The organism is Achromobacter sp. GW823-FHT04E03, from assembly GCF_058796095.1.
The window spans coordinates 40,264-66,060 of the sequence record NZ_JBXAIJ010000002.1; the positions used below are offsets into that span (position 1 = coordinate 40,264).

Below are 25,797 nucleotides of genomic sequence, written 5' to 3' on the forward strand. Positions count from 1 at the left end.
TTATAATTGCTTATCCAGATAAAGCTTTATTAAATTCAGTTTATAAATAAGCGCATGGACGCCCTCTCCGATCTCGCCTTCTTCTCACTGGTAGTGAAGCACGGCAATCTGTCCGCCACCGCCCGCGAACTGGGCCTGACGCCGCCCGCGGTCAGCACGCGCCTGGCCAAGCTGGAGCAGCGCCTGGGCGTGCGGTTGCTGAACCGCACCACCCGCCGGGTCAGCGTCACGCAGGAAGGTGAGCTATATCTGGCCGAGGGCGCACGCATCCTGACGGACCTGGAGGCGCTGGAACGTTCCGTATCGAGCGCCCGCGCCCGTCCCCAAGGGCTGCTGCGGCTGAACGCCACGTTCGGCTTCGGCCGCGCCCACATCGTGCCCGCCGTGTCGGACTTCGCCCGCCAGTACCCGGAAGTGGAAGTGCAGATGCGGCTGACCGACAGGCCGCTGAACCTGATCGAGGAAGGCTTCGACGTGGCGGTGCGCTTTGGCGACCTGCCCGATGCGCGCCTGACCGCGCGCAAGATCGCCTCCAATCGGCGGCTGCTGTGCGCGTCGCCGCGCTACCTCGAAATCCATGGCGAGCCGCGCGCGCCGGGCGACCTGCAACGCCACCGCTGCATCGTGGTGCGCGAGAACGACGTGGCCTACGGCACCTGGCGGCTGGAATCGGGCCAGCGCGCGGAGACCGTGAAAGTGCGCGGTCCGCTCAGTTCCAACGACGGGCAAAGCGCCCTGGAATGGGCGCTGGACGGCCACGGCATCGTCATGCGTTCGGAATGGGAAACGGCCGAGCACCTGCGCGCCGGCCGCCTGCGCGCGGTGCTGGCCGACTGGCGCACGCCGCGCGCGGACATCCACGCGCTGTATCCCGAACGCCTGAACCTGCCGGCCAAGACGATCGCTTTCGTGGAGTTCCTGTCGCAGCGCTTCGCCCGGCATTTGCGTGCGCCCGGTTCGGACGACGCGGTCTGGTGAACACGCGGCGTCATATTCCGCACTGACGGGCACGCAACGCTACGCGTCCGCCCCCAGCCGCGCGCCGGCGCGCACGATGCCGCAGCGCTTGTGCGCCCGCATCACCACGCCGACTTCGCTGTTCAACACGCCATCCAGCTCGCCCAGGCGGCGCGTCACCACGTCCCACAGGTGCAGGCTGTCGCGGCACAGCACGTGCCAGAACAGCTGCGACGCGCCGCTGGTGCCGAACAGGCAGCGGGTGTTGGGATCCAGCGCCAGATGCGCGGCCAGCGCGTCCACGGCTTGAGGGCGCACCTGCACGGAGATAACCGCCTCCACAGGAAAGCCGACCAGCGCCGGCTCCACTTCCACACGGAAACTCAGCGCGCGGCGCTCCACCATGTTGTGCAAGAGACGCTGCGCGGTGGGCTCGCTGACGCCAGCCTGCTCGGCCAGTTCGGCCAGGCTGGCGCGGCCATCACGCATCAGCCAGGCCACCATGCGCTGCTCGGCGTCCGTCAACGCCGCGGGCGGCTGCGCCATGGCGGACTCGGCCGCCGCCGCATCGGGCAGGGCCTGGATGCGCCACTGGCCGGCGCGCCGGAACGGCCGCAACACCAGCCGCGCCTCCACGTGCTCCACCCCGTCGATGGACGGCAGCACACGCGTGACCACGTCCGGCATGTCGGCCGCGTCCGCCAGCGTCAGCTCGGCCATCAGGTCGGCCGAACCGGCCAGCGTGACCACCAGCTGGCTCAGGTCCAGCCGCGCCAGCTGATCGGCCACCTCGGGCACGCGGCCCGACCGGCAGCGCACCCAGGCGTGCAGCACCACGCCGCGGCCGGTGGCCAGGGGATCGGGTTCCGCGATGACACGCAGGGCATCGGCATCCATCAGGCGCTTGATGCGGCGCGCGACAGTGCGCTCGGGAATGCCGGTGGCGGCTCCCAGCTCGCGCCAGGACGCACGCGGGTCCGCCTGCAGCGCGATGAGACAGGCGAGATCGGTGTCGTCCAGCCCCGGAGCTAGGGGCTTACCCTTACTTGACGTGTCTATATTCATTAAATTAACGTTCGCGCATTGATAAAAACACAAAATTAAACGGTCTTTTTGACCAAAAATAAATTCTTATTTGAGGTTTTCATGAGCAGCACTTCAGCGCCCCTGCGCAAGCCGCAGGGGGCAGCCGCCTCGGCCGGCACCGCGCCCGTTTCCCGCTCGCGCACCATTCTGGCCGGTAGTGTAGGCAATGCCGTCGAATGGTTCGACTGGACCATCTACGCGTCCTTCGCCATATTCTTCTCCAGCCAGTTCTTCCCCGAAGGCAATGAAACCACGGCCCTGCTGGCGACCTTCGGCATTTTCGCGGTGGGCTTCTTCATGCGTCCGGTCGGCGGCTGGCTGCTGGGCATCTTCTCCGACCGCTACGGCCGCAAGGCCGCGCTGGGCCTGACCATCCTGATGATGGCCGGCGGCTCGCTGATCATCGCCGTCACCCCCACCTACGCCTCCATCGGCCTGGCTGCTCCGTTGCTGCTGACCGCTGCGCGCCTCTTGCAAGGCCTGTCGCTGGGCGGAGAGTATGCCTCGGCCACGACCTTCCTGGCGGAAATGGCGCCGCCCAACAAGCGCGGCTTCTATTCCAGCTTCGTGTTCTTCAGCGCCGCCGTGGGCATCCTGGCCGCCTCGGCCATCGGCTGGGTGCTGACCTCGACCTTGACCAAGGTCGAGATGGCCGCCTGGGGCTGGCGCATTCCGTTCTTCCTGGGCGCGCTGGGCGGCCTGGCCGGCATGTGGATCCGCCGCTCGATCCCGGAGACCGAAGCGTTCTCGCACGCCAAGAAGGCTGGCGTCGAAAAGCAGCCGCTGCGCACGCTGCTGCGCGACCATCCGCGTGAAGTGCTACGCATCGTGGGCTTCTCCATCCTGACCACGTTCGCGTTCTACATCTTCGTGGCCTACGTGCCCACCTACGCCATCCGCCAGGTGCATGCCGACCCGAAGACCGCGTTCGCCGCCAACACCGTCGCGCTGATCGTGTTCATGCTGGTGCAGCCGCTGTTCGGCATCCTGTCCGATCGCATCGGCCGCAAGCCGCAGCTGATCTTCTTCGCCGCCGGCTACCTGGTGTTCTTCTATCCGCTGATGACCACGCTGGGCCCGTCGTTCGGTTCGATCCTGGCGGTGGAGCTGTTCGGCCTGGTGCTGTACGCCATGTACACCTCGATCGCGCCGGCCATCATGTCGGAACAGTTCCCCACCAGCGTGCGCGCCGTCGGCATCGGCACGCCGTACAACCTGGTCGTGGCCCTGCTGGGCGGCACCACGCCCTACCTGCTGACCTGGCTGCAAAGCAAGGGCATGGAGCGCTGGTTCTTCTACTACGTGCTGGCGGGCGCCGTGATCACCCTGATCACCTTCATCCGCATGCCGGAAACCAAGGGCCAGAGCCTGAAGTAAGCAGAGAGAACGAACGTCACGCAATAGCGCTTTCCGGTTCCCGCGGGACCGGAAAGCTTTTTCTTTTCCGATGAGACCCATGCCAGCACTAGACACCGCCCTGCACTTCCAAGACGCCCAGGCCCTGGCCGGCGCCATCCGCCGGCGCGAACTGAGTTCGCGCCAGGTCACCACCCACTTCCTGGACCGCATCGAGCGCGCCCCCGCGCTGGCTGCCTACAGTGAAGTCACGGCCGAGCGCGCGCTGGCCCAGGCCGACGCCGCCGACCGCCTGCTGGCCGCGGGCATTGTGCTAGGTCCCCTGCACGGCGTGCCCGTGGCGGTGAAGGACAGCGTGCAATGGGACGGCGTCAGCGCCAGCCTGGGTTCGCTTGCCTTGCAAGGCCGGATCAGCGGTGAAACGGCGGTGCCGCTGCACAAGCTGGCCGCCCAGGGCATGGTGGTGCTGGGCAAGACCCGCATGACCGAGTTCGCCTTTGGCCTGTCGGGCCAGAACCCCACCCAAGGCACGGCGCGCAACCCTTGGGACGCGCAGACGGCGCGCGCGCCGGGCGGCTCGTCCAGCGGCGCCGGCGTGGCCGTGGCCGCGGGCCTGGCGCCGCTGGCGCTGGGTGGCGACACCGGCGGCTCGGTGCGCGCGCCGGCGGCTCTGAATGGCCTGGTGGGCTACAAGCCGTCCACCGGCGTGATCAGCCGCGCCGGCTGTCTGCCCTTGTCGGACACGCTGGACGTGCTGGGTCCGATCACACGCACGGTGGCGGATGCCCGGCTGCTCACCCGACTGCTGGCCGGCCCCGACATCGGCGACGCGGCCACGCTGGAATTTCCCGCAAGCGCCATCGCCGCCTTGCGCCAGCCCGCCGCGCGCGCCCCCAGTCCGGTGGCGGTACTGGCGCCCGACGCCTGGCCCGCTTCCTTGGCCGACGCCGGCCTGCGAGCCTGGCGCGAAGCCGAGGAAAACCTGGCGCGGGCCGGCTACACGCCCACGCCCTGGCATCCGCCCGCGGCCCTGTCCTTTGCCCGCATGGCCGACGACAACTCGCTGGTGCTGGCCTATGAGGCCTACCGCTATTACGGCGCGCTGGCCGAAGACCCGGCCACGCCGCTGTGGGAAGTGGTGCGCAAGCGCATCGCGGCCGGCGGCCGCATCGCGCAGGCCGACTACGAAGCCGCGCTGCAACGCCGCGCCGCCGACATGGCCGCGTTCGCGCAAGCGATGCAAGGCCTGGACGCCCTGCTGATGCCCGCCTGCGACCAGGCCGCGCAAGCGCTGGACGCCGACGATACGCGCCACGCCGGACTGGGCAAGCTGCTGCGTCCCGCCAACTTCCTGGGCGCGGCCGCCATCTCGCTGCCCGTGGGCATCGATGCCGAAGGCATGCCCATGGCGGTGCAGTTGCTGGCGCCGGCAGGCGGCGACGCGGCAATGCTGGATTGCGCCGCGGCGCTGGAGCCGGTGCTGGCGCCTAAGCTGCGCCGGCCCGACCTGTCGGCCTGGGGACTGTAAGGTCCGCGTGCCCACCACATCCGCTGCCAGGCATGCAACGCTATCTGGCAGCGCATGTGCTCAAGAGCCACTCGCGAAACACCCTGCATTTGCGCGGCAGCTCGGCGCGCGGATACACAAGATACCAGCTCTTGTTGCTCGCGATGGGACGTTCGAAGGGAACCAGCAGTTCCTTGCGCCGCAACATTTCAGTGGCGAACGAAGGCCGGCCAAGCACGACGCCCATGCCTGCGAGTGCCGCCTCGACCGCCACGACATAGGAGTCGAACTGGTGCCCCTTGGCGAGCAGGGCGGGATCAGGCAGACGTTCCCCGTCCCGGCGCGTTTCCCGAAACCAGCGGGGCCAATCCTCCGGCGACGTGGTGATATGCAGCAGCGGGAAGCGCAGCAGTTCGTCGGGCTGCAACAGCGCGCCGCGCCGGTACAGCTGCGGCGACAGCATGGGCACCATGTCCGGACTGACCAGCGGCTCGAAGCAGAACTGCGGGTCGTGCTCATACGCCCGAATGGCCAGATCGCAAGTGTCGTAGAAATCCGTCAGCGCATGGGTCACCGATAACAGCTTGATCTGGATCCAGGGATGACGCCGCGTGAAATCAGGCAGCCTGGGTATCAGCCAACGCATCGCAAAATTGGGCAGCACGCTCAAGGTCAGCGTGGCGGCGGCTTGCGGGCCGGTCACGTCCTCTGTCGCCGTCTGGATCAAGTCGAATGCGCTTTTGAGCGCGGGCGCCAGGCTCTCGCCCCGCTCCGTCAGCTCTAGCCCCGCGCGCGTGCGGCGGAACACCGCAAAGCCGAGCCATTCTTCCAGGCCCTTGATCTGCTGGCTGACCGCCGCGGGGGTGACGTGCAGGTCCTGCGCGGCCTGCGCGAAGCTGCGCAGACGCGCGGCCGCCTCGAATACCTGAAGCGCCTTCAAAGGAGGAAGTCTGCGGCTCATCGTGATGTTGGCTATCAAGCAATTCCATGGGTGACATTAGAAATTCTAACGACGATTGGCATCACGTTTAGAAAAAATGCGGCAAAAATAAGGCCCACCCAAAGGAGACATTCAAAAACATGACCATCGAAGCAATCACGCCGCAGGATCACATGGCCTGCATCGCCGCCATCCAGCGCTTTGCAATGCTGGTGGATGCGGCAAGGTACGACGAGGCTGCCGATCTGTTCGCGGTCGATGGCGTACTGCAACGCCCCGATGAGCGCATCGAAGGCCGTGCCGCGCTGCTCTCGTCGTTCAAGGCCCGCCCCGTCCAACGCCTGACGCGCCACATCCTCACCAACGTGCTGCTGGAACCGGTTAGCCCCGGCCAGATACGCGCCTTCAGCTATGTCTCGGTCTACCGCCATCTGGGCCAGGAACCGCTGCCGCCCGTGTTGCCGGTGGCTGCCCGGCAGCCGGAAACCATCGCGGAGTACAGCGATGAGCTGTGCCTGCGGGACGGCCAATGGCTGCTACGGAACCGCACGGTGCGGCCGGTGTTCGACACGCTCTAGGGCAAGGTTTTTTCAGCTCGGCCGAACCTGACGCCGGACGCTGAAGGAGGACATGATGTCTGAAATGCACAAGCGGCCAGGCGCGCCCCGCAAGGGCCTGCCCTGGCTGCAACGCGCAGTCATGGTCGCGCTGGGCGCGCTGTTACTGACTGGCGCTGCCCGGGCCGAGGATCAAGCCATCCGCATCGTCGTGTCGTTGCCGGCTGGCGGCGGCGTGGATGTCATGGCGCGCTATCTGGCCCAGCAACTGGGAACGGAACTGCAACGTCCCGTGGTGGTGGAAAACCGCCCCGGCGGCAGCGGCACGATTGCCGCCCGCGCGGTCATGAATGCGCCCGATGGCCAGACGACCCTGTTGGCAGGGGGCAACCAGGAAATCACCATTGCGCCACATCTGCTGAAGGATGAGTACTACCGGCCGCTGGAATCCCTGTTGCCGGTACTGCAGGTCGGCGTTGTGCCGTCGGTGGTTGTCGCCAAGGCGGGGACCAACGCCAGCCCTGACGCATTGCTGCAAGGCCTGAAGGAGCGGCGCGACTTGTCCATCGGCATACCCGGACGCGGCACGCCCATGCATATCGCCCTGGAAGACGTGGCTCATCAGGCCGGCGGACAATTCCTGCCGGTGCCATACAAGGGTGCGCCTGACGTGCTGACGGGCGTACTGTCGGGATCCACCCGATATGGCGCCGTCGGGTATTCGGCCGCCAAGAGCCTGCTGGACGGGGGCAGCCTCGTCACGGTAGCCGTGTTGGCGCAACAGCGCTCCCCGCTGCTTCCTCAGGTGCCCGCGATTTCCGAGCAGACCCAGTTTCAGCAGGGCCTGCCGCAAGTATGGTACGGCTTTTTCATGCCGGGCAAGACCGCCAAGGACGAGGTGCGCAAGATTTCCACCGCCTTTGAACGGCTGTTGGGCCAGGCCCCCGTGCAGGCCCGCCTGCAGGAGCTGGGCATCCAGGTCACCGGTCTGCAGCAGTCCGCGTTTTCCAAGGCGCTGGAGGCCGAATCCGGCTACTACCGCGACGCCATTCTTCGCTATGAGGTTCAATGATGACCGCCAATCTCGCCCTGATGATCGACCAGAGCGACCACGTGGCCACGGCCTTCGTGCCCTTGGCCGCCGGCAGCGCCATCGCGGTGGCAGCCGGCTCGGCCGCGTACCGCGTCACTTTGCGCGACGCTATCCCCTCCGGCCACAAGTTCGCTGTGGCCGACATCGCCGCAGGCTGCGAAGTGCGCAAATACGGCGCGTCCATCGGCCGCGCCCTGCGTGCGATACCGGCAGGCGCCCATATTCATCTTCACAATTTGGAAAGCCTGCGCGGCAGGGGAGATCGTTCATGAACGCATCCGTCTGGGGATACCCGCGCGGCGATGGCAGTTTCGGCATCCGCAACCATGTTGCCGTCATCGCCGCGATGGACAACGTCAACCCGGTGGCTCGCCGCATCTGCGAATCCGTCAAGGGCACGGTGCCCATTTGCGTTGCCTATGGCCGCGGCCAGTTCGGAGACGATCTGGCCCAGCACGATCGCGTGCTGCTGAACTATGCCACTCATCCCAATGTGGCCGCAGTGTTGATCGTCGGCCTGGAACCCGTCACCACGCACCGCCTGGCCGCAGCCGCAGGAGCGGCCGGACGCCCGGTACGGGCGCTCGATGTGCAGAGCGCCGGAGGCACCATCGAAGCGGTCGCGCAAGGAATCCGCGATGCCGCTGCGCTGGTGGTCGAAAGTTCGGACATCGTGCGCGCGCCCATGCCCTTGAGCGAGCTGGTGATCGGCGTCGAATGCGGGGCCTCCGACGCCACCTCGGGCTTGACCGCCAACGCGACCACCGGATTGGTGGCTGACTGGCTGGTAGAGGCTGGCGGTGTCGTGATTCTGTCCGAGACCGACGAAATCGTGGGCGCCGAGGCCAGCCTCGCCGCACGCGCCAGCAAGCCGGAAGTCGCGGCGCGACTGCTGGCGGCCGTGACTCGCCTGGAGGCCCAGTCTGCCTTTCAAGGGCTGCAACTGTGGCCGCTGGGCGAGGACAACATCGCGGGCGGCCTGACCACGGTGGAAGAGAAATCGCTGGGAGCGGTACGCAAAGGAGGCACCTCGCCGCTGCAGGAGGTGGTCGGCTACGGCGAAAAGCCTCGCTGCAAAGGATTGGTGTTCATGGATGCGCCTGCGCCAGGCGTAGAGAACATCGCCGCGCTGGCCGCGGGCGGAGCGCACCTGATTCTGTTTAATACAGGGGTGGGCAATCCGGTGGGGCATCCGCTGTCGCCCACCATCAAGTTGACTGGAAATCCGACCACTGCGCAGCGCTTTGCCGACAACATCGACGTGGACGTCAGCGGCATCCTGACGGACGGGCAGACGCTGGAGCAAGCCGCGACCAAGCTGCGGGAAACCATGCTGCGCGTGGCCGCCGGCCGGATGACGCAAAGCGAAGTGCTGGGCGACACCGAAGTCTCCATCTCCCGCATCGAACTCGGCTTCATGCGTCACTTGCGCGAGCACGCGCCGGAGCTGCGGGCATGAGCGGGCCGACCGCTAGCGCCGCCCAGCTGACCGGCTGGGTCGCTGCCGTCCTGCAACACGCGGGCGTCAGCGCCGAACATGCGGCGCTGGCCTCTGGCGCGATGGTGCGCACGGAACTGCGAGGCGTCGCCACCCACGGCCTGACGCGCCTGGCCTCCTATCTGGAGAAGCTGCGCTCCGGCGAAGTGAACCCCGAGCCCGACATCGGCGTGCGGCGCAGCCCTGGCATCTGCACCATCGACGCCGACGGCGCCCTGGGCCAGGTGGCCGCCCTGATAGCGATACAGGAAGGCCTGGCGATGCTGGAAACAGAGGTTTCCGTCATATGTCGCATCCGCGACTGCGGACACCTGGGCGCCCTGGGCCACTATGTCCTGCTGGCGGCTGAGCGCGGCTACATCGCCCTGGTGTTCCAACGCACGCCTCCGCTCATGGCCTTGCCAGGCTATGCGGGGCGGACGGTGGGCAACAACCCGATCGCCTTTGGCTGCCCCGTCCCTGGCGCTGCGCCTCTGGTCTTCGACATGGCCTGCAGCGTGGCCGCGCGCGGCCACATCCTGCTGGCGGCCCGGGAAGGGCGCGACATTCCTGCGGACTGGGCCCTGGACGGCGCCGGCCAGTCGACCACCGCCGCCGACGCCGCCTTGGAAGGCGCCTTATTGCCGATGTCCGGCCACAAGGGGATGGGGCTAGCCATCATGGCCGAGTGCCTGGCTGGCGCACTGGCCGGCGCCGAGCCCGAGTCGCGCCAGAAGGTCCATCACACCCCGCGCAGCGGCGCAGCGGGCGGACAAAGCACTTTGATCTGGCTGGTGAATCCGCAACGCGCGGGCTCGGCGTCGTTTGCCGACTATATGCGCGAATGGGCCGCGGGCTTCCACCAGCGCGGCGGCGCGCAAGCCCGTCTACCGGGAGCGCGGGCTGCCGCCTGCGAGCAGGCGGCTCTTGCAGAAGGCCTGCGTATTCCCGAGGCCCTGGCGCGTGAACTGGAGGCCATCGGCCAGGCCACGGGATTGCCGCCGCCATGGTCCGTCCATTGAGCCGCCGCGCTCATCCGTGGCTGCATAAAAAATGCCCCCGCAGCGCGGGGGCATTTTGTCGGCTTGAAAGGGTTACGCGCTCTTCTTCAGCGCCTGCACCTTGTCCGTGGCTTCCCACGAGAATTCCGGCTCGGAACGGCCGAAGTGGCCATAGGCCGCGGTCTTGGCGTAGATCGGGCGCAGCAGATCCAGCATGTTGACGATGCCCTTCGGACGCAGATCGAAGTGCTCGCGCACCAGCTTGGCGATCTGGTCGTCGGGGATGACGCCCGTGCCTTCCGTGTAGACGGTGATGTTGATGGGCTCGGCCACGCCGATGGCGTAGCTGACCTGCACCTGGCACTGGCGCGCCAGGCCGGCGGCCACGATGTTCTTGGCCACGTAGCGGGCGGCGTAGGCGGCCGAGCGGTCGACCTTGGAAGGATCCTTGCCCGAGAACGCGCCGCCGCCGTGCGGGCATGCGCCGCCGTAGGTGTCGACGATGATCTTGCGGCCGGTCAGGCCGCAATCGCCTTGCGGACCGCCGATGACGAAGCGGCCGGTCGGGTTGACCAGGAACTTCGTTTGCGGCGTGATCAGGCCTTCGGGGAAGCTGGGCTTGATGATGTCTTCGATCACCGCTTCGCGGATGGTCTCTTGCGAGACCTCGGGCGCGTGCTGGGTCGACAGCACAACGGTGTCGACTTCAGCCGGGCGGCCGTCGATGTAGCGGAACGTCACCTGCGACTTGGCGTCGGGACGCAGCCACGGCAGACGGCCGTCCTTGCGCAGTTCGCTCTGGCGCTGCACCAGGCGGTGCGCGTACCAGATCGGGGCCGGCATCAGGTCGGGGGTTTCGTCGCAGGCATAGCCGAACATCAGGCCCTGGTCGCCCGCGCCCTGGTTCAGGTAGTCCTCGGAGCTGCGGTCCACGCCCTGGGCGATATCCGGCGACTGCTTGTCGTAGGCGACCAGCACCGCGCAGCCCTTGTAGTCGATGCCGTATTCGGTGTTGTCGTAGCCGATGCGGCGGATCGTGTCGCGCGCGACCTGGATGTAGTCGACGTTGGCGGTGGTGGTGATTTCGCCAGCCAGCACTACCAGACCGGTGTTGCAGAGGGTCTCGGCTGCGACGCGCGCATTCGGGTCCTGCGTGAAGATCGCGTCCAGGATCGAGTCGGAGATCTGGTCGGCAACCTTGTCGGGGTGCCCTTCGGAGACGGATTCGGAAGTAAAGAGAAAGTCGTTGTTGGCCACAGATGCGTCCTTGGTGGCCGGCGTTGCCGGCGCATAGGTTCACGAGGCGCGTTGCACCCCTGACCGCAAGACATACGCAAATCTGGGCGCGACGCTTTAGCGGATTTGGCAAGAGGCGCGCAAAGCGCTGTACCCTTGCCGTCGCCCCGCAAGTTGTCGGTTAACTCGGCGACTGCGCTATTTTAAGCGAAAATGCGGTTCTGCCGCCAAAGCTGGGGGACGTATGCATATAGCCCCAGACCCAGGCGCACTTTCTGTCCGTCCCATTTTTCTGCCGCATGCTGCTCTTCCTGTTCAGATCATTCGCCGCCCTGCCCCTTTCCGTCGCGCATGCCGTGGGGCGGCTGGCCGGGCGTGCGATCTACGCCTGGCCGGGCAAGTATCGCCGGCGGCTGCAGGCCAACGCGGCCCAGGCCGGCTACCCCGATCCGGCCTTCGCGCGACGCGCGGCGGGCGAAATCGGCGCCATGATCCTGGAGAGCCCGCGGGTCTGGTTCCGCAATGAACAAAGCCTGGCCCAGGTGATCTCGGACGACAACGACGTGGTCAGCGCGGCCCGCGCCGAGAACCGCGGCATCCTGTTCCTGACGCCGCATCTGGGCTGCTTCGAGATCACCGCGCGCTACCTGGCCCGCCAGATGCCCATGACCGTCATGTTCCGGCCGCCGCGCAAGGACGTCCTGGCCCCGCTGCTGGAAACCGCGCGCAACACCTCGGCCGTCAACGCCGTGCCGGCCACCATGCAGGGAGTGCGCGAATTCGTGCGCGCCCTGCGCCGCGGCGAATCCGTCGGCATGCTGCCCGACCAGGCGCCCAGCGTGGGCGACGGCGTCTGGGCGCCGTTCTTCGGGCGCATGGCCTACACCATGACGCTCCCCGGCAAGCTGGCCACGCAGACGGGCGTACCCATCATCCTGACCGCAGGCGAACGACTGCCGGGAGGCCGGGGCTGGCGCATCCACTATGTGCGCGTGCCCGAGCCGCTGCCCGCCGACGCCGCCGAGCAGGCCGCGCTGCTCAACGCCGCCATGGAAACGCTGATCCGCCGCTGCCCGGAGCAATACCTCTGGAGCTACAACCGCTACAAGACGCCGCGCGGCGCGCCGCCGGCTCCCGCCGCCGACGCTGCTACTCCGGCAAGCTGAACCACCGCGCCCTGTCCGCTCCCTATTACCGACCATGACTGATTTCAAAACGCGCGCGCTGACATCCCTGTTGAAATGGTTCGGCCGCATCAAGCCGTCGACCCGGCAGCGCATCGGCGCAACCCTGGGCTGGCTGGCCCCGCGGCTGGCCAAGTCGCGCGCCCGCATCGTGCGCCGCAATCTGGAACTGTGCTTTCCCGACCAGCCGGAACACGTGCGCGAACAGTGGGTCGCGGACCATTTCCGCGCGCTGGCGCAATCCATCGTCGACCGCGGCGTGCTCTGGTACGGCACGCCCGAAGCCATCAAAGACATGGTTACGCAAACTGGCGCGGACCGCATCAACGCGCTGACCGCGCAGGGCCGCCCGGTCATCCTGCTGGCGCCCCATTTCATCGGGCTGGACGCGGCCGCGACGCGGCTCACCATGGAGGTGCCCAGCGCCGCCACCATGTACACGCCCCAAAGCGATCCCCAGGTCGACGCCATCGTGGCCGCCGGCCGCAAGCGCTTCAACGAGGTCTTTCTGGTCAGCCGCAAGGACGGCGTGCGCGACCTGATCCGCCACCTGCGTGAGCCCCGCCCCGTCTACTACCTGCCGGACATGGACTTCGGCCGCCAGGGCGCCACCTTCGCGCCGTTCTTCGGCGTGCCTGCGGCGACGTTGCTCGCCACCGCCCAGCTGGCCAAGAAATGGGATGCCGCCGTGCTGCCCATCCTGGACTTCTGGAACCCGGATACCGGCCGCTACCACGTCGAAGTGCTGCCGCCGCTGGCCGACTTCCCCGGGACCGAATCGCTGGAAGACGCCACCGCGCGCCTGAACCGCGAGCTGGAATCCTGGGTGCGCCGCTGCCCCAGCCAGTACTACTGGGTCCATCGCCGCTTCAAGACCCGTCCGCCGGGCGAACCCAAACTCTACTGAGTCCGCAGCTCGCGCCCCAATATGGGCGATAATCCAGTGATGAACTGGAACTTCACCAAAATGCATGGCGCGGGCAACGATTTCGTCGTGCTCGACGGGGTCCGCCAGACCATCGAAATGACGCCCGAGCGCGCCCGCGCCTTGGGCGACCGGCATTTCGGCATCGGCGCCGACCAGATCCTCCTGGTCGAACGCGCGACCCGGCCCGATGCCGATTTCCGTTACCGCATTTTCAATTCCGACGGCAGCGAGGTCGAGCACTGCGGCAATGGCGCGCGCTGCTTCGTGCGCTTCGTGCACGAGCAGGGCCTGTCCGACCGCAACCCGCTGCGCGCCGAAATCGCCACCGGCATCCTGGTGCTGGACCAGGGCGACGACGAGCAGGTCACCGTCGACATGGGCAGCACGCGCTTCGAGCCCGCCGCGCTGCCGTTCGACACCGCAGGCCTCGCATCGCGGGTCGAAGGCCAGGACGCGCTGTGGGAACTGGAACTGGACGCGCCCGCCGGCCTGCCGCGCACCGTCGCGCTGTCCGCCGTGGCGATTTCCAATCCGCACGCCGTGCAGGTGGTGGACGACGTCGACACCGCGCCCGTGTCCGTTCTCGGTCCCCTGATCGAAACCCATCCGCGCTTCCCGCGCCGCGTCAACGCCGGCTTCATGCAAATCGTGGATCGCAACAACATCCGCCTGCGCGTGTTCGAACGCGGCGCCGGCGAAACCCTGGCCTGCGGCACGGGCGCCTGCGCCGCCGTCGCGGCCGGCATCCGCCGCGGCCTGCTGGACTCGCCGGTGCGCGTGCAAGCGCGCGGCGGCGTGCTGACCGTCGCCTGGAACGGCGAGCAATTGCGCATGACCGGCCCTGCCGAGTCCGTCTTCACGGGGCAGGTCGATATCGACAAGCTCGTCTTCTCCATGGGGCTGAACCGATAAGCCATGACTGATACCGCTATTACCGCTCAGGACGTCGCTGATTTCCTGCAAGAGAACCCCGGCTTCTTCGACGATCACGCTGACGTCTTCGCCACGTTGCAGGTGCCGCATCCGCATGGCTCGCGCGCCATTTCGCTGGGCGAACGCCAGATCCTGACGCTGCGCGAGCGCAACCGCGAACTCGAATGGCGCCTGAACGAACTCGTGCGCAACGCCACCGCCAACGAAAGCATCGGCACCCATGTGGCCAAGTGGTGCTGCCGCCTGCTGTCCGAATGCGATCCGCAGCATGTACCAGGCGAAATCGCCCTGGGGCTGGCCGAACAGTTCGAGCTGAACCATGTGGCGCTGCGCCTGTGGGACCTGTCGGAATTGCCCGCAACCGGCTACGGCGAACCCGTCACGCAGGACGTACGCACCTTTACCGACAGCCTGAAGACGCCGTACTGCGGCACCGACACCGAATTCGAAGCGGCCGGCTGGCTGGATGCCAAGCCCAAGTCGCTGGCGCTGGTGCCGCTGCGCCTGGAAGCGGACGGCCCCGCCGTCGGCCTGCTGGTGCTGGGTTCGGACGACGCCGAGCGCTTCACGCCTGAAATGGGCACGACCTTCCTGGAATCCATCGGCCAGCTGGCTTCCGCGGCGCTGCATCGGCTGAATCCGGCCTCGCCCAAGGCCTAGCGGTGACACGGGCGGACGCCATGCCGACAGCCACGCAAGCGCAAGACGCGGCCCCGCCCGATACTCCCCTGCCGGACGCCATGAGCGCCTGGCTGCGCCATCTGGAAACCAACCGGCGCTACTCGCCCCACACACTGGACGGCTATCGCCGCGAACTGCATTTCCTGCGCGAGCTTGCCGACCAGGCCAAGCTGCCGCTGGACAAGATCGGCAACGGCCACATCCGCCAGTTCGTGGCGCGCCTGCATGCCCAGGGCCGCGGGCCCCGCAGCCTTGCGCGCACGCTGGCGGCCTGGCGTGGCTTCTATCAATGGTGGGCCCCGGCCATCGAGCTGGCCGGCAATCCGGTGGCCGGCGTGCGCGCCCCCAAGGCGCCGCGCGGCCTGCCCAAGGCCCTGTCCGTGGAGCAGACCCAGGCCTTGCTGGACCGCGCGCCCGCGCAAGTGGCGAACGAACCCGCGGCGCTGCGCGACCAGGCCATGTTCGAACTGCTCTATTCCAGCGGCCTGCGGCTGTCGGAGCTGGTCGGGCTGGACCTGCGCTATGAACGCTCCGGCAATTACGAATCGCGCGGCTGGCTGAGCCTGGAAGAGGCCGAGGTCATCGTGCTGGGCAAGGGCGGCAAGCGCCGCTCGGTGCCGGTGGGCCAGGCGGCTCTGGCCGCCCTGCGCAAATGGATCGCGGCGCGCCCGCAGCTCACGCCCTTCACGGCGCAGCCCGAGGACGCAGCCGCGTTGTTCCTGGGCGCGCGCGGTCGGCGCATCTCGCCGCGCGTGGTGCAACTGCAGCTGGCTCGCATCGCGCAGCAGGCCGGCGTGCCCACGCACGTGCACCCGCACGTGCTGCGCCACAGCTTCGCCAGCCATGTGCTGCAATCCGCGCAGGACCTGCGCGCGGTGCAGGAAATGCTGGGCCACGCCAACATCTCCACCACACAGATCTATACGCGGCTGGATTTCCAGCACCTGGCCCGCGCCTACGACCAGGCGCATCCTCGGGCCGGACGCAAATCCTGAACGCGTCGGGTCCGACGCATTCTGGTGAAACAGCTACGCAAATTCGCGCGACCGTTCCCTAGCCGCCTCCCGCGATCACGCCGCCCAGCAGCATCACCCCCAGCAACAGCACCGCCAGTGCCGCCAGCGCTTCCACGCCATAGCGCAGGCGCGCCGCGCCAACACCGGACAGCCGGCTGCCGACGCGCGTGGCCGCGCCCCCGGCCGCAACCGCCAGGCACGCCAGCGCCGCCACCGTCAGTCCGGTACCCAGGCCCATCGCCAGGGCCGAGGCCACGCCGGCCAGAAAAAAGCCCTGCGCCAGCGCGAACACCAGCACGATCAACGCGCCGCTGCACGGGCGCAAGCCCACGGCCAGAATCGCCGTTGCCGCGCGACGCCAGTTCAACGGGCCAGACACCTGCGCCGGCGCGGGCACATGTGCGTGGCCGCAGCCGCAATCGTGATCGTGATCGTGGTGATGATGGTGAGTGTGCTCATGTCCATGGCCGTGCTCTGGCATCGACCCCGTAGACGCCCGTCCAGCACGGGTCCGCAACAGCGGACGAACCGCCTTGACCCACACCAGCCACATGCCCAACAAGGTCACCAGCGCATAGGAGCCGAGTTCCAGCCAGCGCGTCGCGTTGTTCATCGTGGCCGCGGTGGCGTTGAAGATCAGCGCCAGCACCGCCACCAGCGCAATCGCCACCAACGCCTGGATCAGCGCGGACGCCAGCGCCAGCAGCGCGCCGTTGCGCGCGGTCTGGCGGTTGGCCAGCACGTAGGAAGAGATCACGGCCTTGCCATGTCCCGGCCCCAGGGCATGGAATACGCCATAGGCAAAGGACAGGCCGATCAAGGCCCAGGCCGCGCCGCCTTCGGCCTGCCAGGCGCGCACCGCGCCCGTCAGCTGGCGGTAGAAATGGCTTTGCCAGACCGATACCTGACCAAAGAAGCCGGCCAGCCAACCCGGCCCGCCCGCGCCCGCCCCGCTCTCCGGCACGCCGAAGGGGTGCGCGCCCTGGGCCGCGGCCGCGGCCGCGCCCGCGCCGCCCAGCAGCAGCACGGCCAGCAGCGCGAGCATTACCCGCACCGCACCTCGATGCGGTGCGTCAGCCCCTTGGTGATCGCAAAAAGCTCGTCCGGCAAGGCGTCCGGGTCGGCCGGGATCGCGGCCAATTGCTGCATGGTTTTCCAATCCAGTTCCTTGGGCTTGCGGTAGGCGGACGTGCAGGTCTTGGCGCCCTGTCCGCCCAGCGATACCGCGCCGCTCTCATCGAAGGCGTAGGCCACGAAATAGGTGGGATCGTAGATGTCCACCTGCGCGCCGCCTGCGTCCGGCGCCACTGGCGTGGCCAGCGGCAAAGTGAAGGACAGCGTCAGCCGCGTGGTCTTTGGGCTCCAGTCGACGCGCGCATCTTGCGGGGCCGCGAAAGCCAAGGTCTTGCCGTCCACGGTGACGCGGGTGAAGTAGTGCGAGATCGGTTCGCCCAACGCCTGCATCCAGTCCCGCGCCATGCCCTGCAGGATCTCGGGCGACAGCGAACCGTCCTTGCCCTTCTTCAATCCCTGCGTGGCGTAGGCGCCGAACATCTCGTCAAACAGCCAGACCTGCCGCACCGCCGTGATGCGCTGCTGTCCATCGATATCGATCGCCGCGCGGGCATCGATCCACATATGCGGGTGCGCGCTGGCGGCGCCTGCCGCCAGCAGCATCGCCGCCGCGGTCAGGGCTGCATGGCCGCGGCGAGCTGACGTGCGTTCCATTCAAACATTTCCAGGTAGGTGGCGCCGGGCTGTCCGGGCTTGGACAGGGCGTCGGAATAAAGCGTACCACCCACCTTGGCCCCGGTTTCGCGGGAGATCTGCTGGACCAGCTTGGGGCTGCTGATGTTCTCCACGAATACCGCAGGCACACGCTCGCGCTTGACCTGTTCGATGATGCGGGCCACCTCGCCTGCGGCGGGTTCCGCATCCGTCGACACGCCCATCACGGGAATGAACGCCACGCCGTAGGCATCGCCGAAATAACCGAAGGCGTCATGGGAAGTCACGATCTTGCGGCGCTCGGCCGGAATCGCGGCAAAGGTCTTGCGGACCTGCGCGTCCAGCGCCTGCAGGCGCGCGATATAGGCTTGCGCGCGCTGGCGGTAGGCGTCGGCATGCGCGGGATCGGCGGCAGCCAACCCTTCGGCCACATTGCGGGCGCAGATGACGCCATTGGCCAGGTTCTGCCATGCGTGCGGATCGGCGCCGCCGTGATGGTGATGACCATGGCCATGATCGTGGTCGTGGTCGTGGTCGTGGTCGTGCCCATCATCATGCCCGCCGCCCGCGAACGTGCGCGTCTTCACGCCCTGGGACGCGACCACGGTAGCGCCGGCAAAACCCGACGCTTTCGCCAGGCGCGGCATCCAGGTCTCGAAATCCAGGCCGTTGACGAACAGCACGCGCGCGGCAGCCAGCTTCTTCGCATCGCCCGGCGTCGGCTCATATTCGTGCGCGTCGCCATCGGGCCCCACCAGCGTAGCCACGCTGACGTCGGCGCCGCCCACTTCCCGCACGATATCGCCCAGGATGGAAAAGCTAGCCACGGCCTTCAACGGTTCGGCGGCCTGCGCGGTTCCGAACAGCGCCGACAGGCACAGGCCGGCCGTGGCGAGCAGCGCGCGGCGGCGCGCCAGGGAATGGAAACGCATGGCGTATCTCCTATTGGATGAGTCAGGCGCGGCGCATGCGGCGTCGCGCCGGCAGCAGCCCGCCTTGCGGGCCGCCCACGATGGAAAACAGATAAAAGGCGCCGGCCGCCAGGATGATCGCGGGCGAGGCCGGCACATTGAAGTGGTACGAAATGAGCAGACCGGTCGTCGAGGCTGTCACGCCCAGTCCCGCGGCCAGCGGGATCTGGCGGGCGGCAGAGCGGACCCAGAAGCGCGCGGCGGCGGCCGGCAGCATCATGATGCCGACCACCATCAACGTGCCCAGCACCTGAAAGCCCGCCACCAGGTTCACCACCACCAGCACCAGGAAAGCCATGTGGACCCAGCCTCCGCCGCCGCCGCTGGCACGCAGGAAACCCGGGTCCAGGCATTCGGCCACCAGCAGCCGATAGATCGCGGCCAACGCCAGGAGGGTCACGCTGGCCGTGGCCGTCACCAGCAGCAATGCCGCGTCGTCCAGCCCCAGCACCGTGCCGAACAACACGTGCAGCAGATCCATATTGGAGCCGCGCAGGGACACCAGCAGCACGCCCAGCCCCAGCGATATCAAATAGAACGCGGCAAAGCTGGCGTCCTCGCGCAGCGGCGTCATGCGCGCCACCAATCCCGCCAGCAACGCCACGGCCAGCCCCGTGACGATGCCGCCCAGCATCATTGCGCCCAGCGACAGTCCGGCCAGCAGAAAGCCCGCCGCCACGCCAGGCAGGATGGCATGCGACATGGCATCGCCCATCAGGCTCATGCGCCGCAGCACCAGGAACACGCCCAGCGGCGCCGCGCCCAGCGACAGGGCGCAGGCGCCGGCCAGCGCGCGTCGCATGAAACCGTAATCCAGGAAGGGCGACGCCACCCATTGCGCCAGGCTCATGCGCGGACCTCCGCCAACCACTGCCGCGCCCGCTTCAGATGCGCGTCGTTCAGCGTGTGCTCGGTGTCTCCCCAGGCCACCACCGAACCGGACAGCAGCAGGCACTCGGGGAAATGGTCACGCACCAGATCCAGGTCATGCAGCACCGCAATCACGGTGCGGCCCTGGCCATGCAGGCCGCAAAGCAGGGCCATCAGGTCGTCCGCCGTGTGGCTGTCCACGGCGGCGAAGGGTTCATCCAGCAGCAGCACGGGCGCGTCCTGCACCAGCATCCTCGCGAACAGCGCACGCTGCATCTGCCCGCCCGACAGCGCGTCCACGCCGCGTCCGGCCGCGTCGGCCATGCCCACGGTCTCCAGCGCGTCCATGCAGCGCTCGAGCTCCTGGTTCGCATATCTGCGCCATCCCCCCACTCGGCGCCAGGCGCCCATTGCCACCAGGTCCAGCACCGACACCGGGAACGAACGGTCCAGCTCCGCGGCCTGGGGCAGCCAGGCTAGTTCCGAACGGCCCGCGCCGCTGATGCGCACGCTGCCGGCCATGGGACGCAGCACACCCATGATGCCCTTGATCAGCGTGGACTTTCCCGCTCCGTTGGGACCCACTACGGCGGTCATGCCGCCCGCGGCGAAACGCCCCGACACCGATTTGAGCGCGGCGTGCCCATGCCAACCGAAGGACGCGTCGTCCAGCTCGATGGTGACCGGCGCGTTCATCGCACCCACCAATCCAGCGCCCAACCGGTCAAGGCCCACAAGGCCGCCGCAGCGACCACGGCCGCGGCCATGCGGCGCCAGGCGGAGACCAGGAAGGCGGAACGCGGCGGGAGTGTTTGCCGCGGCGCGGCACCGGGCCGCCGGGGCAAAAGCGTGAAATGGGACATGGAAAGAATGCGGAGGCAAATAGCGGCTACAGCCAGTTTTATTATGTTATATCATAACTAAACGGCTTGATTCCACGGCGTTCGCCCGCATCTGGATGTTTTCTGCTACCTTCCAGGCATCTCGCGCGCATCGCGCGCGTTTTCCATAGAGATAAAGCCAGCCATGTCCGCACCGCCCCGCACCCCTCGCAGCGATACCGTCGGCGCCCAGCTCAGCGTCGCCGAAGCGCTGTGCGAGCAGCGCGGGCGCCGCCTCACCCCCATCCGCCGCAAGGTGCTGGAACTGCTGCTGCGCCATGGCCGCAGCCTGAAGGCCTATGAATTGCTGGATGCAATGCGCGCCGTGCATCCGGGCGCCGCGCCCCCGACCGTGTACCGCGCCCTGGACTTCCTGATGGACGAGGGCCTGATCCACCGCCTGGACGCCGTCAACGCCTGGAGCGCCTGCCACGACGCGGGCGGCGCGCCCCACGACCTGCTGGTCGTCTGTACGGGCTGCGGCGCAGTCGCGGAAGTGTCCGACCCCGCCATGAGCCGCCAACTGGCTGAACGCGTCGCCCAGACCGGCTATGCCCTGGCCACCCACGAAACCGAAATCCGCGCGCTGTGCCCCCAATGCCAGCAGAAGCAGCCCGCCGCGGACGCCGGCCACGGCCACCACCATCATTAAGAACTAGTGCTGGCGGGCAGCCCGCCCGCGGTTCTCCGCCATCGGCAGCAAGCCCGTACAGGCCGTTTCATCCGGATGCGCGCATCGCGCTCTTGAAATCGGGCAAACCGCCCCCAAATAGTGGTATCGCCCGATACTTGACGGCGTACGGACGCCATCTGGATGGCTACGGCCCCAGGGTTGACCCTGGGTTTGCCCCCTGCCCCCGACTGTGCTGTAATCCTGCGTCCGGCCGCTGCAGGCGGCCCACGCAGCCTGCGGCAAACACCCTCCGGCAAAGACTGGGAAACCCCGTCGAAACGTCGCAAGACGGCGTTGCAAGACAGGGTTGCGATCCCCGCCGAGAGTTCCTGTTTAACGCCTTGACTTCACGCTAGCAGCTTCGCCATGAACACCCCGCGCAGTTTGGACAAAATGGTTCCCGTCACCATCCTCACCGGCTTTCTCGGTGCGGGCAAGACCACCCTGCTCAAACGCATCCTGACCGAATACCATGGCCGCCGCGTGGCGGTCATCGAAAACGAGTTCGGGCCGGAAAGCATCGACAACGACCTGCTGGTGCAGGACCGCGACGAAGAAATCATCGAGCTGTCCAACGGTTGCGTCTGCTGCACGGTGCGCGGCGACCTGATGCGCACGCTGGGCGAACTGCGCGCCAAGCGCGAAGCCGGCGAACTGTCTTTCGAACGCGTCATCATCGAAACGACCGGCATGGCCAACCCCGGCCCCGTCTGCCAGACGTTCTTCATGGATGACGACATTGCCGAGTACTACCGCCTGGACGCGGTGGTCACGGTGGTCGACGCCAAGCACGGCATGGCCACCCTTGACGCCCAGCCCGAAGCCCAGAAGCAAGTCGGTTTCGCCGACCGCATCCTGATCTCCAAGCGCGACCTGGTCAACGAAGTCGACTACGAAGCGCTGCGCCACCGCCTGGTTCACATGAACCCGCGCGCGCCGATCACGCCGGTCAACTTCGGCGAAGTCGACCTGAAGTCCATCATCGACATCAGCGGCTTCAACCTGAATTCCATTCTGGACATCGACCCGGATTTCCTGGCCGATGAGCACCCCGACGCCGCCCATGACCACGGCCACGATCACGACCATGGGCATGACCATGGCCACGATCATGACCATGATCACGAAGGCGACTGCGGGGCGCATTGCAATCATGCCCACCATCATCACCACCACCAGCACGACGACGAAATCGGCGCGTTCGTGTTCCGTTCCAACAAGCCGTTCGATCCCGCGCGCCTTGAGGAATTCCTGGGCGGCGTGGTGCAGGTCTATGGTCCCGACCTGATGCGCTACAAGGGCATCCTGTACATGAAGGGCATCAACCGCCGCATGTTGTTCCAGGGTGTGCACATGATGATGGGCGCCGAACCCGGCAAGCCGTGGACCGCAGCCGAAAAACCGTCCACCAAGATGGTTTTCATCGGCCGTAAGCTGCCCCAGGAGATTTTCACCCGGGGCTTGGAGCAGTGCCTGGCGGGGTAATCCCCCTTCCTGACGTGACGTGATGCGACGAAGGCAGTACTGTGAGGTACGAATAGCGTAGGCAACAAGTAATACGGACCGGGAATGAACGCCCGCGCCAGGATCGATTCATAGTGGAGTGTTTTCATGGCTACCAAGGCAGCAACCAAGAAATCAAGCAAGTCGACGAGCGATACGGCGATTGATCTGCCCAGCGAGAAGGAATTGCTGGCCATGCCCGAGTCCGACTATATGAACGAACGCCAGCTGGCTTTCTTCAAGGAACGGCTCAAACAACTCGAGCAGGACATCCTGGCCAACGCCGGCGAAACCACCGAGCACCTGCGCGAAACGCAGTTCGTGCCCGATCCCGCCGACCGCGCCACGATCGAGGAAGAACACGCCCTGGAGCTGCGCACCCGCGACCGCGAGCGCAAGCTGCTGAAGAAGGTGCAACAGTCCATCGCCCGCATCGACAGCGGCGAATACGGCTGGTGTGAGGAAACCGGCGAACCCATCGGCATCCCGCGCCTCTTGGCCCGCCCCACGGCCACCCTGTCGCTCGAAGCGCAGGAACGCCGCGAGATGCGCCAGAAGCTCTACGGCGACTGATCCGTCCCGTATTCAAGCCCTACGCTGAAAGGCTATGCTGGTTTCCAGCATGGCCTTTTTTCTTGGGCCGGCACGCAAAGGGGACGCAACCGTCCCGCCTTGATTTCCCCAGAACCGCCCCCAGCTAATCCCTTCATAGGAAGGAACGCATGGAACAATTTCACGCCACCACCATCGTGTGCGTGCGCCGCGGCAACCGCGTCGCACTGGGCGGCGATGGCCAGGTCACCCTGGGCAACATCGTCATCAAGGGCACCGCCCGCAAGATCCGCCGCCTGTACCACGACAAGATTCTGGCCGGCTTTGCCGGCGCCACCGCCGACGCGTTCACCCTGCAGGAACGCTTCGAGGCCAAGCTGGAAAAACACCAGGGCAACCTGATGCGCGCCGCGGTCGAACTGACCCGCGACTGGCGCACCGACCGCGTCCTGCGCCGCCTGGAAGCCATGCTGATCGTGGCCGACGCCGAGCACACGCTGGTGTTGACTGGCAACGGCGACGTGCTCGAGCCGGAACACGGCCTGGCGGCCATCGGCTCTGGCGGCGCCTATGCGCAGTCGGCCGCGCTGGCGCTGCTGCGCAACACCGAGCTTTCCCCGGAAGCCGTCGTCAAGCAATCGCTGGAAATCGCCGGCGACCTCTGCATCTACACCAACCAGAACCACGTCATCGAAACGCTGGGCGACTGACGCCCGCCACGCGGCGCGCCAGTCGCGCCGCGGCCGCCACCCCAGCCCGCCCTAGCTTCAAGGATCCGCCCTCATGTCCGCATCCAACATGACGCCCGGAGAGATCGTCTCCGAACTCGACAAGTACATCGTCGGCCAGAACCGCGCCAAGCGCGCCGTGGCCGTGGCGCTGCGCAACCGCTGGCGCCGCCAGCAGGTCGCCGAACCCCTGCGCCACGAGATCCACCCCAAGAACATCCTCATGATCGGCCCCACCGGCGTGGGCAAGACCGAAATCGCGCGCCGCCTGGCCAAGCTGGCCAACGCGCCCTTCATCAAGATCGAAGCCACCAAGTTCACCGAAGTGGGCTATGTGGGCCGCGACGTCGACACCATCATCCGCGACCTGACCGAATACTCGATCAAGCAGACCCGCGAACTGGAAATGCGCCGCGTGCGCACCCAGGCAGAAGACGCCGCCGAAGACCGCATCCTGGACGCCCTGGTGCCGCCCCCGCGCGGCGCCTCCGGCGAGCCGGAACGCGGCGAAGACAACAGCGCCCGCCAGACCTTCCGCAAGCGCCTGCGCGAAGGCAAGATCGATGACCTGGAAATCGAAATCGAAGTCGCCCAGGCCGTGCCGCAAATGGACGTCATGACGCCCCCCGGCATGGAAGAAATGGCCGAGCAGCTGCGCGGCATGTTCGCCGGCATGGCCCGCGACAAGAAGAAGCCCAAGAAGATGAAGGTGCGCGAAGCCTTCAAGCTGATCGTCGACGAAGAAGCCGCCAAGCGCGTCAACGAAGAAGACCTGCGCACCGTGGCGATCAACAACGTCGAGCAGAACGGCATCGTCTTCCTGGACGAAATCGACAAGATCGCGGCCCGCCAGGAATCCGGTGGCGCGGACGTCTCGCGCCAAGGCGTGCAGCGCGACCTGCTGCCGCTGGTCGAAGGCACCACCGTCAACACGCGCTACGGCATGGTCCGCACCGACCACATCCTGTTCATCGCGTCTGGCGCCTTCCACCTGTCGCGCCCTTCGGACCTGATCCCTGAACTGCAGGGCCGTTTCCCGATCCGCGTCGAACTGGAATCGCTGACCGCCGAGGACTTCGTGCGCATCTTGTCCGACACGGACGCCTCGCTGACCAAGCAGTACACGGCGCTGATGGCCACCGAGGACCTGCAGCTGGAGTTCACGGAAGAAGGCGTGCGCCGCCTGGCGGAGCTCGCCTACGAGGTCAACGAAACCACCGAGAACATCGGCGCCCGCCGCCTGTATACGGTAATGGAGAAACTGCTGGACGAACTGTCCTTCGACGCGACCTCCAGCAGCGACAAGCATGTGAAGATCGACGCCGCCTACGTCAACGCGCAGTTGGCCGAAGCCGCCAGCAGCCAGGATCTGGCGCGCTACGTGCTGTAAACCGCGGGCGCGCCCTGCGCGCCGCCAGCAAAACGCCGTCCGCAGCCTGGCGCTGCGCACGGCGTTTTCTTTTGACCAGCAGGCCCGCTGCGCCGCCCGGCGTGCGCGCGGCGCCATCCCGGCGACGCTAGTTGCTGATCGCCGTCACGATGTACTTGCCGTCCTTGCGGACCGCCGTGAAGCGCACCTTGTCGCCCGCCTTGATCTTGGCCAGCAGCGCCGGATCCGCTTCATAGACCAGCGTCATCGCGGGCAGGTCCAGCGCCTTGATGGCGTCATGCTTGATCGTGACCTTGCCGCCCGCCGGGTCCACCCGCCGCACTTCCCCGCTGGCATCGGCCTGCTGCGCGAACGCCAGCGGCGCGGCCAGCGTGACGACGGCCACGGCTGCCGCGGCGGCCATGGGTATTGCATACTTGCGGTCAAAAATCATGCAGATATCCTCCGATTGCAGGGAAAGCACGGAACCGGCGTCCCCGCTTTCCACAGTGCTAGGATACCGCCCTTGTGCAACAGTTCCCTCGCCCGGACGCAACAATTCTGACAGTT

At 67.1% G+C, this 25,797-nt stretch carries 27 protein-coding genes; 18 read left to right on the forward strand and 9 right to left on the reverse strand.

What is annotated here, in order from left to right; translation table 11 throughout:
- Positions 1-54: 54 nt before the first annotated feature.
- Positions 55-978, forward strand: a complete 924-nt coding sequence (locus AC1RHV_RS11425; protein ID WP_175162360.1) for a LysR family transcriptional regulator — start codon at positions 55-57, stop codon at positions 976-978.
- A gap of 39 nt (positions 979-1,017) precedes the next feature.
- On the opposite strand, the gene AC1RHV_RS11430 is transcribed toward AC1RHV_RS11425, so the two are convergent.
- On the reverse strand, positions 1,018-2,022 hold the full coding sequence (locus AC1RHV_RS11430) for an Lrp/AsnC family transcriptional regulator (protein WP_492300852.1): 1,005 nt from the start codon (positions 2,020-2,022) through the stop codon (positions 1,018-1,020).
- Positions 2,023-2,103: 81 nt separating this feature from the next.
- Here AC1RHV_RS11430 and AC1RHV_RS11435 point away from each other — a divergent pair, with 81 nt between their 5' ends.
- The gene (locus AC1RHV_RS11435; protein WP_054457017.1) at positions 2,104-3,420 is read left to right on the forward strand and encodes an MFS transporter; all 1,317 of its coding nucleotides are present in this window, start codon (positions 2,104-2,106) and stop codon (positions 3,418-3,420) included.
- A 79-nt stretch (positions 3,421-3,499) separates the two neighbouring features.
- Positions 3,500-4,927, forward strand: a complete 1,428-nt coding sequence (locus tag AC1RHV_RS11440; protein ID WP_492300854.1) for an amidase — start codon at positions 3,500-3,502, stop codon at positions 4,925-4,927.
- Positions 4,928-4,967: 40 nt separating this feature from the next.
- Here AC1RHV_RS11440 and AC1RHV_RS11445 read toward each other — a convergent pair whose 3' ends face one another.
- Positions 4,968-5,885 carry a LysR substrate-binding domain-containing protein gene (locus AC1RHV_RS11445; RefSeq protein ID WP_192330323.1) on the reverse strand — a complete coding sequence of 306 codons (918 nt, stop codon included), beginning with the start codon at positions 5,883-5,885 and terminating at the stop codon, positions 4,968-4,970.
- Positions 5,886-5,986: 101 nt separating this feature from the next.
- Here AC1RHV_RS11445 and AC1RHV_RS11450 point away from each other — a divergent pair, with 101 nt between their 5' ends.
- From AC1RHV_RS11450 to AC1RHV_RS11470, 5 genes are read left to right on the forward strand one after another with little or no spacing between them, the layout of a single operon-like run.
- Entirely contained in the window at positions 5,987-6,424 is a 438-nt protein-coding gene (locus AC1RHV_RS11450) for a nuclear transport factor 2 family protein (RefSeq protein ID WP_192330324.1), read from the forward strand.
- Positions 6,425-6,479: 55 nt separating this feature from the next.
- Entirely contained in the window at positions 6,480-7,475 is a 996-nt protein-coding gene (locus AC1RHV_RS11455; protein WP_192330325.1) for a Bug family tripartite tricarboxylate transporter substrate binding protein, read from the forward strand.
- Entirely contained in the window at positions 7,472-7,768 is a 297-nt protein-coding gene (locus AC1RHV_RS11460; protein ID WP_225596923.1) for a UxaA family hydrolase, read from the forward strand. Before AC1RHV_RS11455 ends, AC1RHV_RS11460 begins: the two co-directional genes overlap by 4 nt.
- Positions 7,765-8,955 (forward strand): UxaA family hydrolase, encoded by a 1,191-nt coding sequence (locus AC1RHV_RS11465; protein WP_192330326.1) that lies wholly within the window; start codon positions 7,765-7,767, stop codon positions 8,953-8,955. The genes AC1RHV_RS11460 and AC1RHV_RS11465 overlap by 4 nt, the downstream gene beginning before the upstream one ends.
- The gene (locus AC1RHV_RS11470; protein ID WP_460360452.1) at positions 8,952-9,995 is read left to right on the forward strand and encodes an Ldh family oxidoreductase; all 1,044 of its coding nucleotides are present in this window, start codon (positions 8,952-8,954) and stop codon (positions 9,993-9,995) included. The genes AC1RHV_RS11465 and AC1RHV_RS11470 overlap by 4 nt, the downstream gene beginning before the upstream one ends.
- A gap of 72 nt (positions 9,996-10,067) precedes the next feature.
- Here AC1RHV_RS11470 and metK read toward each other — a convergent pair whose 3' ends face one another.
- Positions 10,068-11,231, reverse strand: coding sequence for a methionine adenosyltransferase (metK, locus tag AC1RHV_RS11475; protein ID WP_059374170.1), 1,164 nt, complete (start codon positions 11,229-11,231; stop codon positions 10,068-10,070).
- Between the two features lie 278 nt (positions 11,232-11,509).
- Here metK and AC1RHV_RS11480 point away from each other — a divergent pair, with 278 nt between their 5' ends.
- Genes AC1RHV_RS11480 through xerC form a run of 5 tightly spaced genes read left to right on the forward strand, consistent with a single transcriptional unit; the run spans position 11,510 to position 15,931 of the window.
- Entirely contained in the window at positions 11,510-12,376 is an 867-nt protein-coding gene (locus tag AC1RHV_RS11480; protein WP_054457024.1) for a lysophospholipid acyltransferase family protein, read from the forward strand.
- 34 nt (positions 12,377-12,410) lie between these two features.
- Positions 12,411-13,301, forward strand: coding sequence for a lysophospholipid acyltransferase family protein (locus AC1RHV_RS11485; RefSeq protein WP_054457026.1), 891 nt, complete (start codon positions 12,411-12,413; stop codon positions 13,299-13,301).
- Positions 13,302-13,322: 21 nt separating this feature from the next.
- Positions 13,323-14,234, forward strand: a complete 912-nt coding sequence (gene dapF, locus AC1RHV_RS11490) for a diaminopimelate epimerase (RefSeq protein ID WP_492300857.1) — start codon at positions 13,323-13,325, stop codon at positions 14,232-14,234.
- Between the two features lie 3 nt (positions 14,235-14,237).
- Entirely contained in the window at positions 14,238-14,915 is a 678-nt protein-coding gene (locus AC1RHV_RS11495; protein ID WP_054457030.1) for a DUF484 family protein, read from the forward strand.
- A 20-nt stretch (positions 14,916-14,935) separates the two neighbouring features.
- Positions 14,936-15,931, forward strand: a complete 996-nt coding sequence (gene xerC / locus AC1RHV_RS11500; protein WP_192330334.1) for a tyrosine recombinase XerC — start codon at positions 14,936-14,938, stop codon at positions 15,929-15,931.
- A 58-nt stretch (positions 15,932-15,989) separates the two neighbouring features.
- Here the strand turns inward: xerC and AC1RHV_RS11505 are convergent, their stop codons facing one another.
- The 5 genes from AC1RHV_RS11505 to AC1RHV_RS11525 are packed head-to-tail and all read right to left on the reverse strand — an operon-like array spanning position 15,990 to position 20,217.
- A complete protein-coding gene (locus AC1RHV_RS11505; protein ID WP_492300859.1) occupies positions 15,990-16,997 on the reverse strand; it encodes a nickel/cobalt transporter in 1,008 nt (335 codons plus the stop codon).
- A complete protein-coding gene (locus AC1RHV_RS11510; RefSeq protein ID WP_492300860.1) occupies positions 16,997-17,680 on the reverse strand; it encodes a DUF1007 family protein in 684 nt (227 codons plus the stop codon). Before AC1RHV_RS11510 ends, AC1RHV_RS11505 begins: the two co-directional genes overlap by 1 nt.
- Positions 17,641-18,612, reverse strand: a complete 972-nt coding sequence (locus AC1RHV_RS11515) for a metal ABC transporter substrate-binding protein (protein WP_492300862.1) — start codon at positions 18,610-18,612, stop codon at positions 17,641-17,643. Before AC1RHV_RS11515 ends, AC1RHV_RS11510 begins: the two co-directional genes overlap by 40 nt.
- Before the next feature lie 22 nt (positions 18,613-18,634).
- Entirely contained in the window at positions 18,635-19,501 is an 867-nt protein-coding gene (locus tag AC1RHV_RS11520) for a metal ABC transporter permease (protein ID WP_054457039.1), read from the reverse strand.
- Positions 19,498-20,217 carry a metal ABC transporter ATP-binding protein gene (locus AC1RHV_RS11525; protein WP_119450151.1) on the reverse strand — a complete coding sequence of 240 codons (720 nt, stop codon included), beginning with the start codon at positions 20,215-20,217 and terminating at the stop codon, positions 19,498-19,500. The genes AC1RHV_RS11520 and AC1RHV_RS11525 overlap by 4 nt, the downstream gene beginning before the upstream one ends.
- Positions 20,218-20,547: 330 nt before the next feature.
- On the opposite strand from AC1RHV_RS11525, the gene AC1RHV_RS11530 reads away from it, so the two are divergent.
- The 5 genes from AC1RHV_RS11530 to hslU all read left to right on the forward strand — a co-directional run bounded on the left by AC1RHV_RS11530 (position 20,548) and on the right by hslU (position 25,248).
- Positions 20,548-21,054 (forward strand): Fur family transcriptional regulator, encoded by a 507-nt coding sequence (locus tag AC1RHV_RS11530; protein WP_013396835.1) that lies wholly within the window; start codon positions 20,548-20,550, stop codon positions 21,052-21,054.
- Between the two features lie 387 nt (positions 21,055-21,441).
- Positions 21,442-22,560: a CobW family GTP-binding protein gene (locus AC1RHV_RS11535; RefSeq protein WP_054457043.1), complete on the forward strand. Its 1,119-nt coding sequence runs from the start codon at positions 21,442-21,444 to the stop codon at positions 22,558-22,560.
- 126 nt (positions 22,561-22,686) lie between these two features.
- On the forward strand, positions 22,687-23,151 hold the full coding sequence (dksA, locus tag AC1RHV_RS11540) for an RNA polymerase-binding protein DksA (RefSeq protein ID WP_006389752.1): 465 nt from the start codon (positions 22,687-22,689) through the stop codon (positions 23,149-23,151).
- Positions 23,152-23,300: 149 nt separating this feature from the next.
- Complete coding sequence (hslV, locus tag AC1RHV_RS11545; RefSeq protein WP_013396837.1) at positions 23,301-23,840, forward strand: ATP-dependent protease subunit HslV; 540 nt, start codon at positions 23,301-23,303, stop codon at positions 23,838-23,840.
- A gap of 73 nt (positions 23,841-23,913) precedes the next feature.
- Positions 23,914-25,248, forward strand: a complete 1,335-nt coding sequence (gene hslU / locus AC1RHV_RS11550; RefSeq protein WP_054457045.1) for an ATP-dependent protease ATPase subunit HslU — start codon at positions 23,914-23,916, stop codon at positions 25,246-25,248.
- 127 nt (positions 25,249-25,375) lie between these two features.
- Here hslU and AC1RHV_RS11555 read toward each other — a convergent pair whose 3' ends face one another.
- Complete coding sequence (locus AC1RHV_RS11555; RefSeq protein WP_054457046.1) at positions 25,376-25,681, reverse strand: copper-binding protein; 306 nt, start codon at positions 25,679-25,681, stop codon at positions 25,376-25,378.
- Positions 25,682-25,797 lie beyond the last annotated feature (116 nt).

What these genes read in the sequence shown, in the direction of transcription:
- AC1RHV_RS11425 (WP_175162360.1), top strand. Translation starts at nt 55, where the DNA reads ATGGACGCCCTCTCCGATCTCGCCTTCTTCTCACTGGTAGTGAAGCAC.
- AC1RHV_RS11495 (WP_054457030.1), top strand. Translation starts at nt 14,238, where the DNA reads ATGACTGATACCGCTATTACCGCTCAGGACGTCGCTGATTTCCTGCAA.
- AC1RHV_RS11510 (WP_492300860.1), bottom strand. Translation starts at nt 17,680, where the DNA reads ATGGAACGCACGTCAGCTCGCCGCGGCCATGCAGCCCTGACCGCGGCG.
- AC1RHV_RS11440 (WP_492300854.1), top strand. Translation starts at nt 3,500, where the DNA reads ATGCCAGCACTAGACACCGCCCTGCACTTCCAAGACGCCCAGGCCCTG.
- AC1RHV_RS11535 (WP_054457043.1), top strand. Translation starts at nt 21,442, where the DNA reads ATGAACACCCCGCGCAGTTTGGACAAAATGGTTCCCGTCACCATCCTC.
- AC1RHV_RS11485 (WP_054457026.1), top strand. Translation starts at nt 12,411, where the DNA reads ATGACTGATTTCAAAACGCGCGCGCTGACATCCCTGTTGAAATGGTTC.
- AC1RHV_RS11480 (WP_054457024.1), top strand. Translation starts at nt 11,510, where the DNA reads ATGCTGCTCTTCCTGTTCAGATCATTCGCCGCCCTGCCCCTTTCCGTC.
- xerC (WP_192330334.1), top strand. Translation starts at nt 14,936, where the DNA reads ATGCCGACAGCCACGCAAGCGCAAGACGCGGCCCCGCCCGATACTCCC.
- AC1RHV_RS11435 (WP_054457017.1), top strand. Translation starts at nt 2,104, where the DNA reads ATGAGCAGCACTTCAGCGCCCCTGCGCAAGCCGCAGGGGGCAGCCGCC.
- AC1RHV_RS11515 (WP_492300862.1), bottom strand. Translation starts at nt 18,612, where the DNA reads ATGCGTTTCCATTCCCTGGCGCGCCGCCGCGCGCTGCTCGCCACGGCC.
- AC1RHV_RS11450 (WP_192330324.1), top strand. Translation starts at nt 5,987, where the DNA reads ATGACCATCGAAGCAATCACGCCGCAGGATCACATGGCCTGCATCGCC.
- hslV (WP_013396837.1), top strand. Translation starts at nt 23,301, where the DNA reads ATGGAACAATTTCACGCCACCACCATCGTGTGCGTGCGCCGCGGCAAC.
- hslU (WP_054457045.1), top strand. Translation starts at nt 23,914, where the DNA reads ATGTCCGCATCCAACATGACGCCCGGAGAGATCGTCTCCGAACTCGAC.
- AC1RHV_RS11520 (WP_054457039.1), bottom strand. Translation starts at nt 19,501, where the DNA reads ATGAGCCTGGCGCAATGGGTGGCGTCGCCCTTCCTGGATTACGGTTTC.
- AC1RHV_RS11460 (WP_225596923.1), top strand. Translation starts at nt 7,472, where the DNA reads ATGATGACCGCCAATCTCGCCCTGATGATCGACCAGAGCGACCACGTG.
- AC1RHV_RS11470 (WP_460360452.1), top strand. Translation starts at nt 8,952, where the DNA reads ATGAGCGGGCCGACCGCTAGCGCCGCCCAGCTGACCGGCTGGGTCGCT.
- dapF (WP_492300857.1), top strand. Translation starts at nt 13,323, where the DNA reads ATGGGCGATAATCCAGTGATGAACTGGAACTTCACCAAAATGCATGGC.
- AC1RHV_RS11455 (WP_192330325.1), top strand. Translation starts at nt 6,480, where the DNA reads ATGTCTGAAATGCACAAGCGGCCAGGCGCGCCCCGCAAGGGCCTGCCC.
- AC1RHV_RS11430 (WP_492300852.1), bottom strand. Translation starts at nt 2,022, where the DNA reads ATGAATATAGACACGTCAAGTAAGGGTAAGCCCCTAGCTCCGGGGCTG.
- AC1RHV_RS11555 (WP_054457046.1), bottom strand. Translation starts at nt 25,681, where the DNA reads ATGATTTTTGACCGCAAGTATGCAATACCCATGGCCGCCGCGGCAGCC.
- AC1RHV_RS11465 (WP_192330326.1), top strand. Translation starts at nt 7,765, where the DNA reads ATGAACGCATCCGTCTGGGGATACCCGCGCGGCGATGGCAGTTTCGGC.
- AC1RHV_RS11525 (WP_119450151.1), bottom strand. Translation starts at nt 20,217, where the DNA reads ATGAACGCGCCGGTCACCATCGAGCTGGACGACGCGTCCTTCGGTTGG.
- dksA (WP_006389752.1), top strand. Translation starts at nt 22,687, where the DNA reads ATGGCTACCAAGGCAGCAACCAAGAAATCAAGCAAGTCGACGAGCGAT.
- AC1RHV_RS11530 (WP_013396835.1), top strand. Translation starts at nt 20,548, where the DNA reads ATGTCCGCACCGCCCCGCACCCCTCGCAGCGATACCGTCGGCGCCCAG.
- AC1RHV_RS11505 (WP_492300859.1), bottom strand. Translation starts at nt 16,997, where the DNA reads ATGCTCGCGCTGCTGGCCGTGCTGCTGCTGGGCGGCGCGGGCGCGGCC.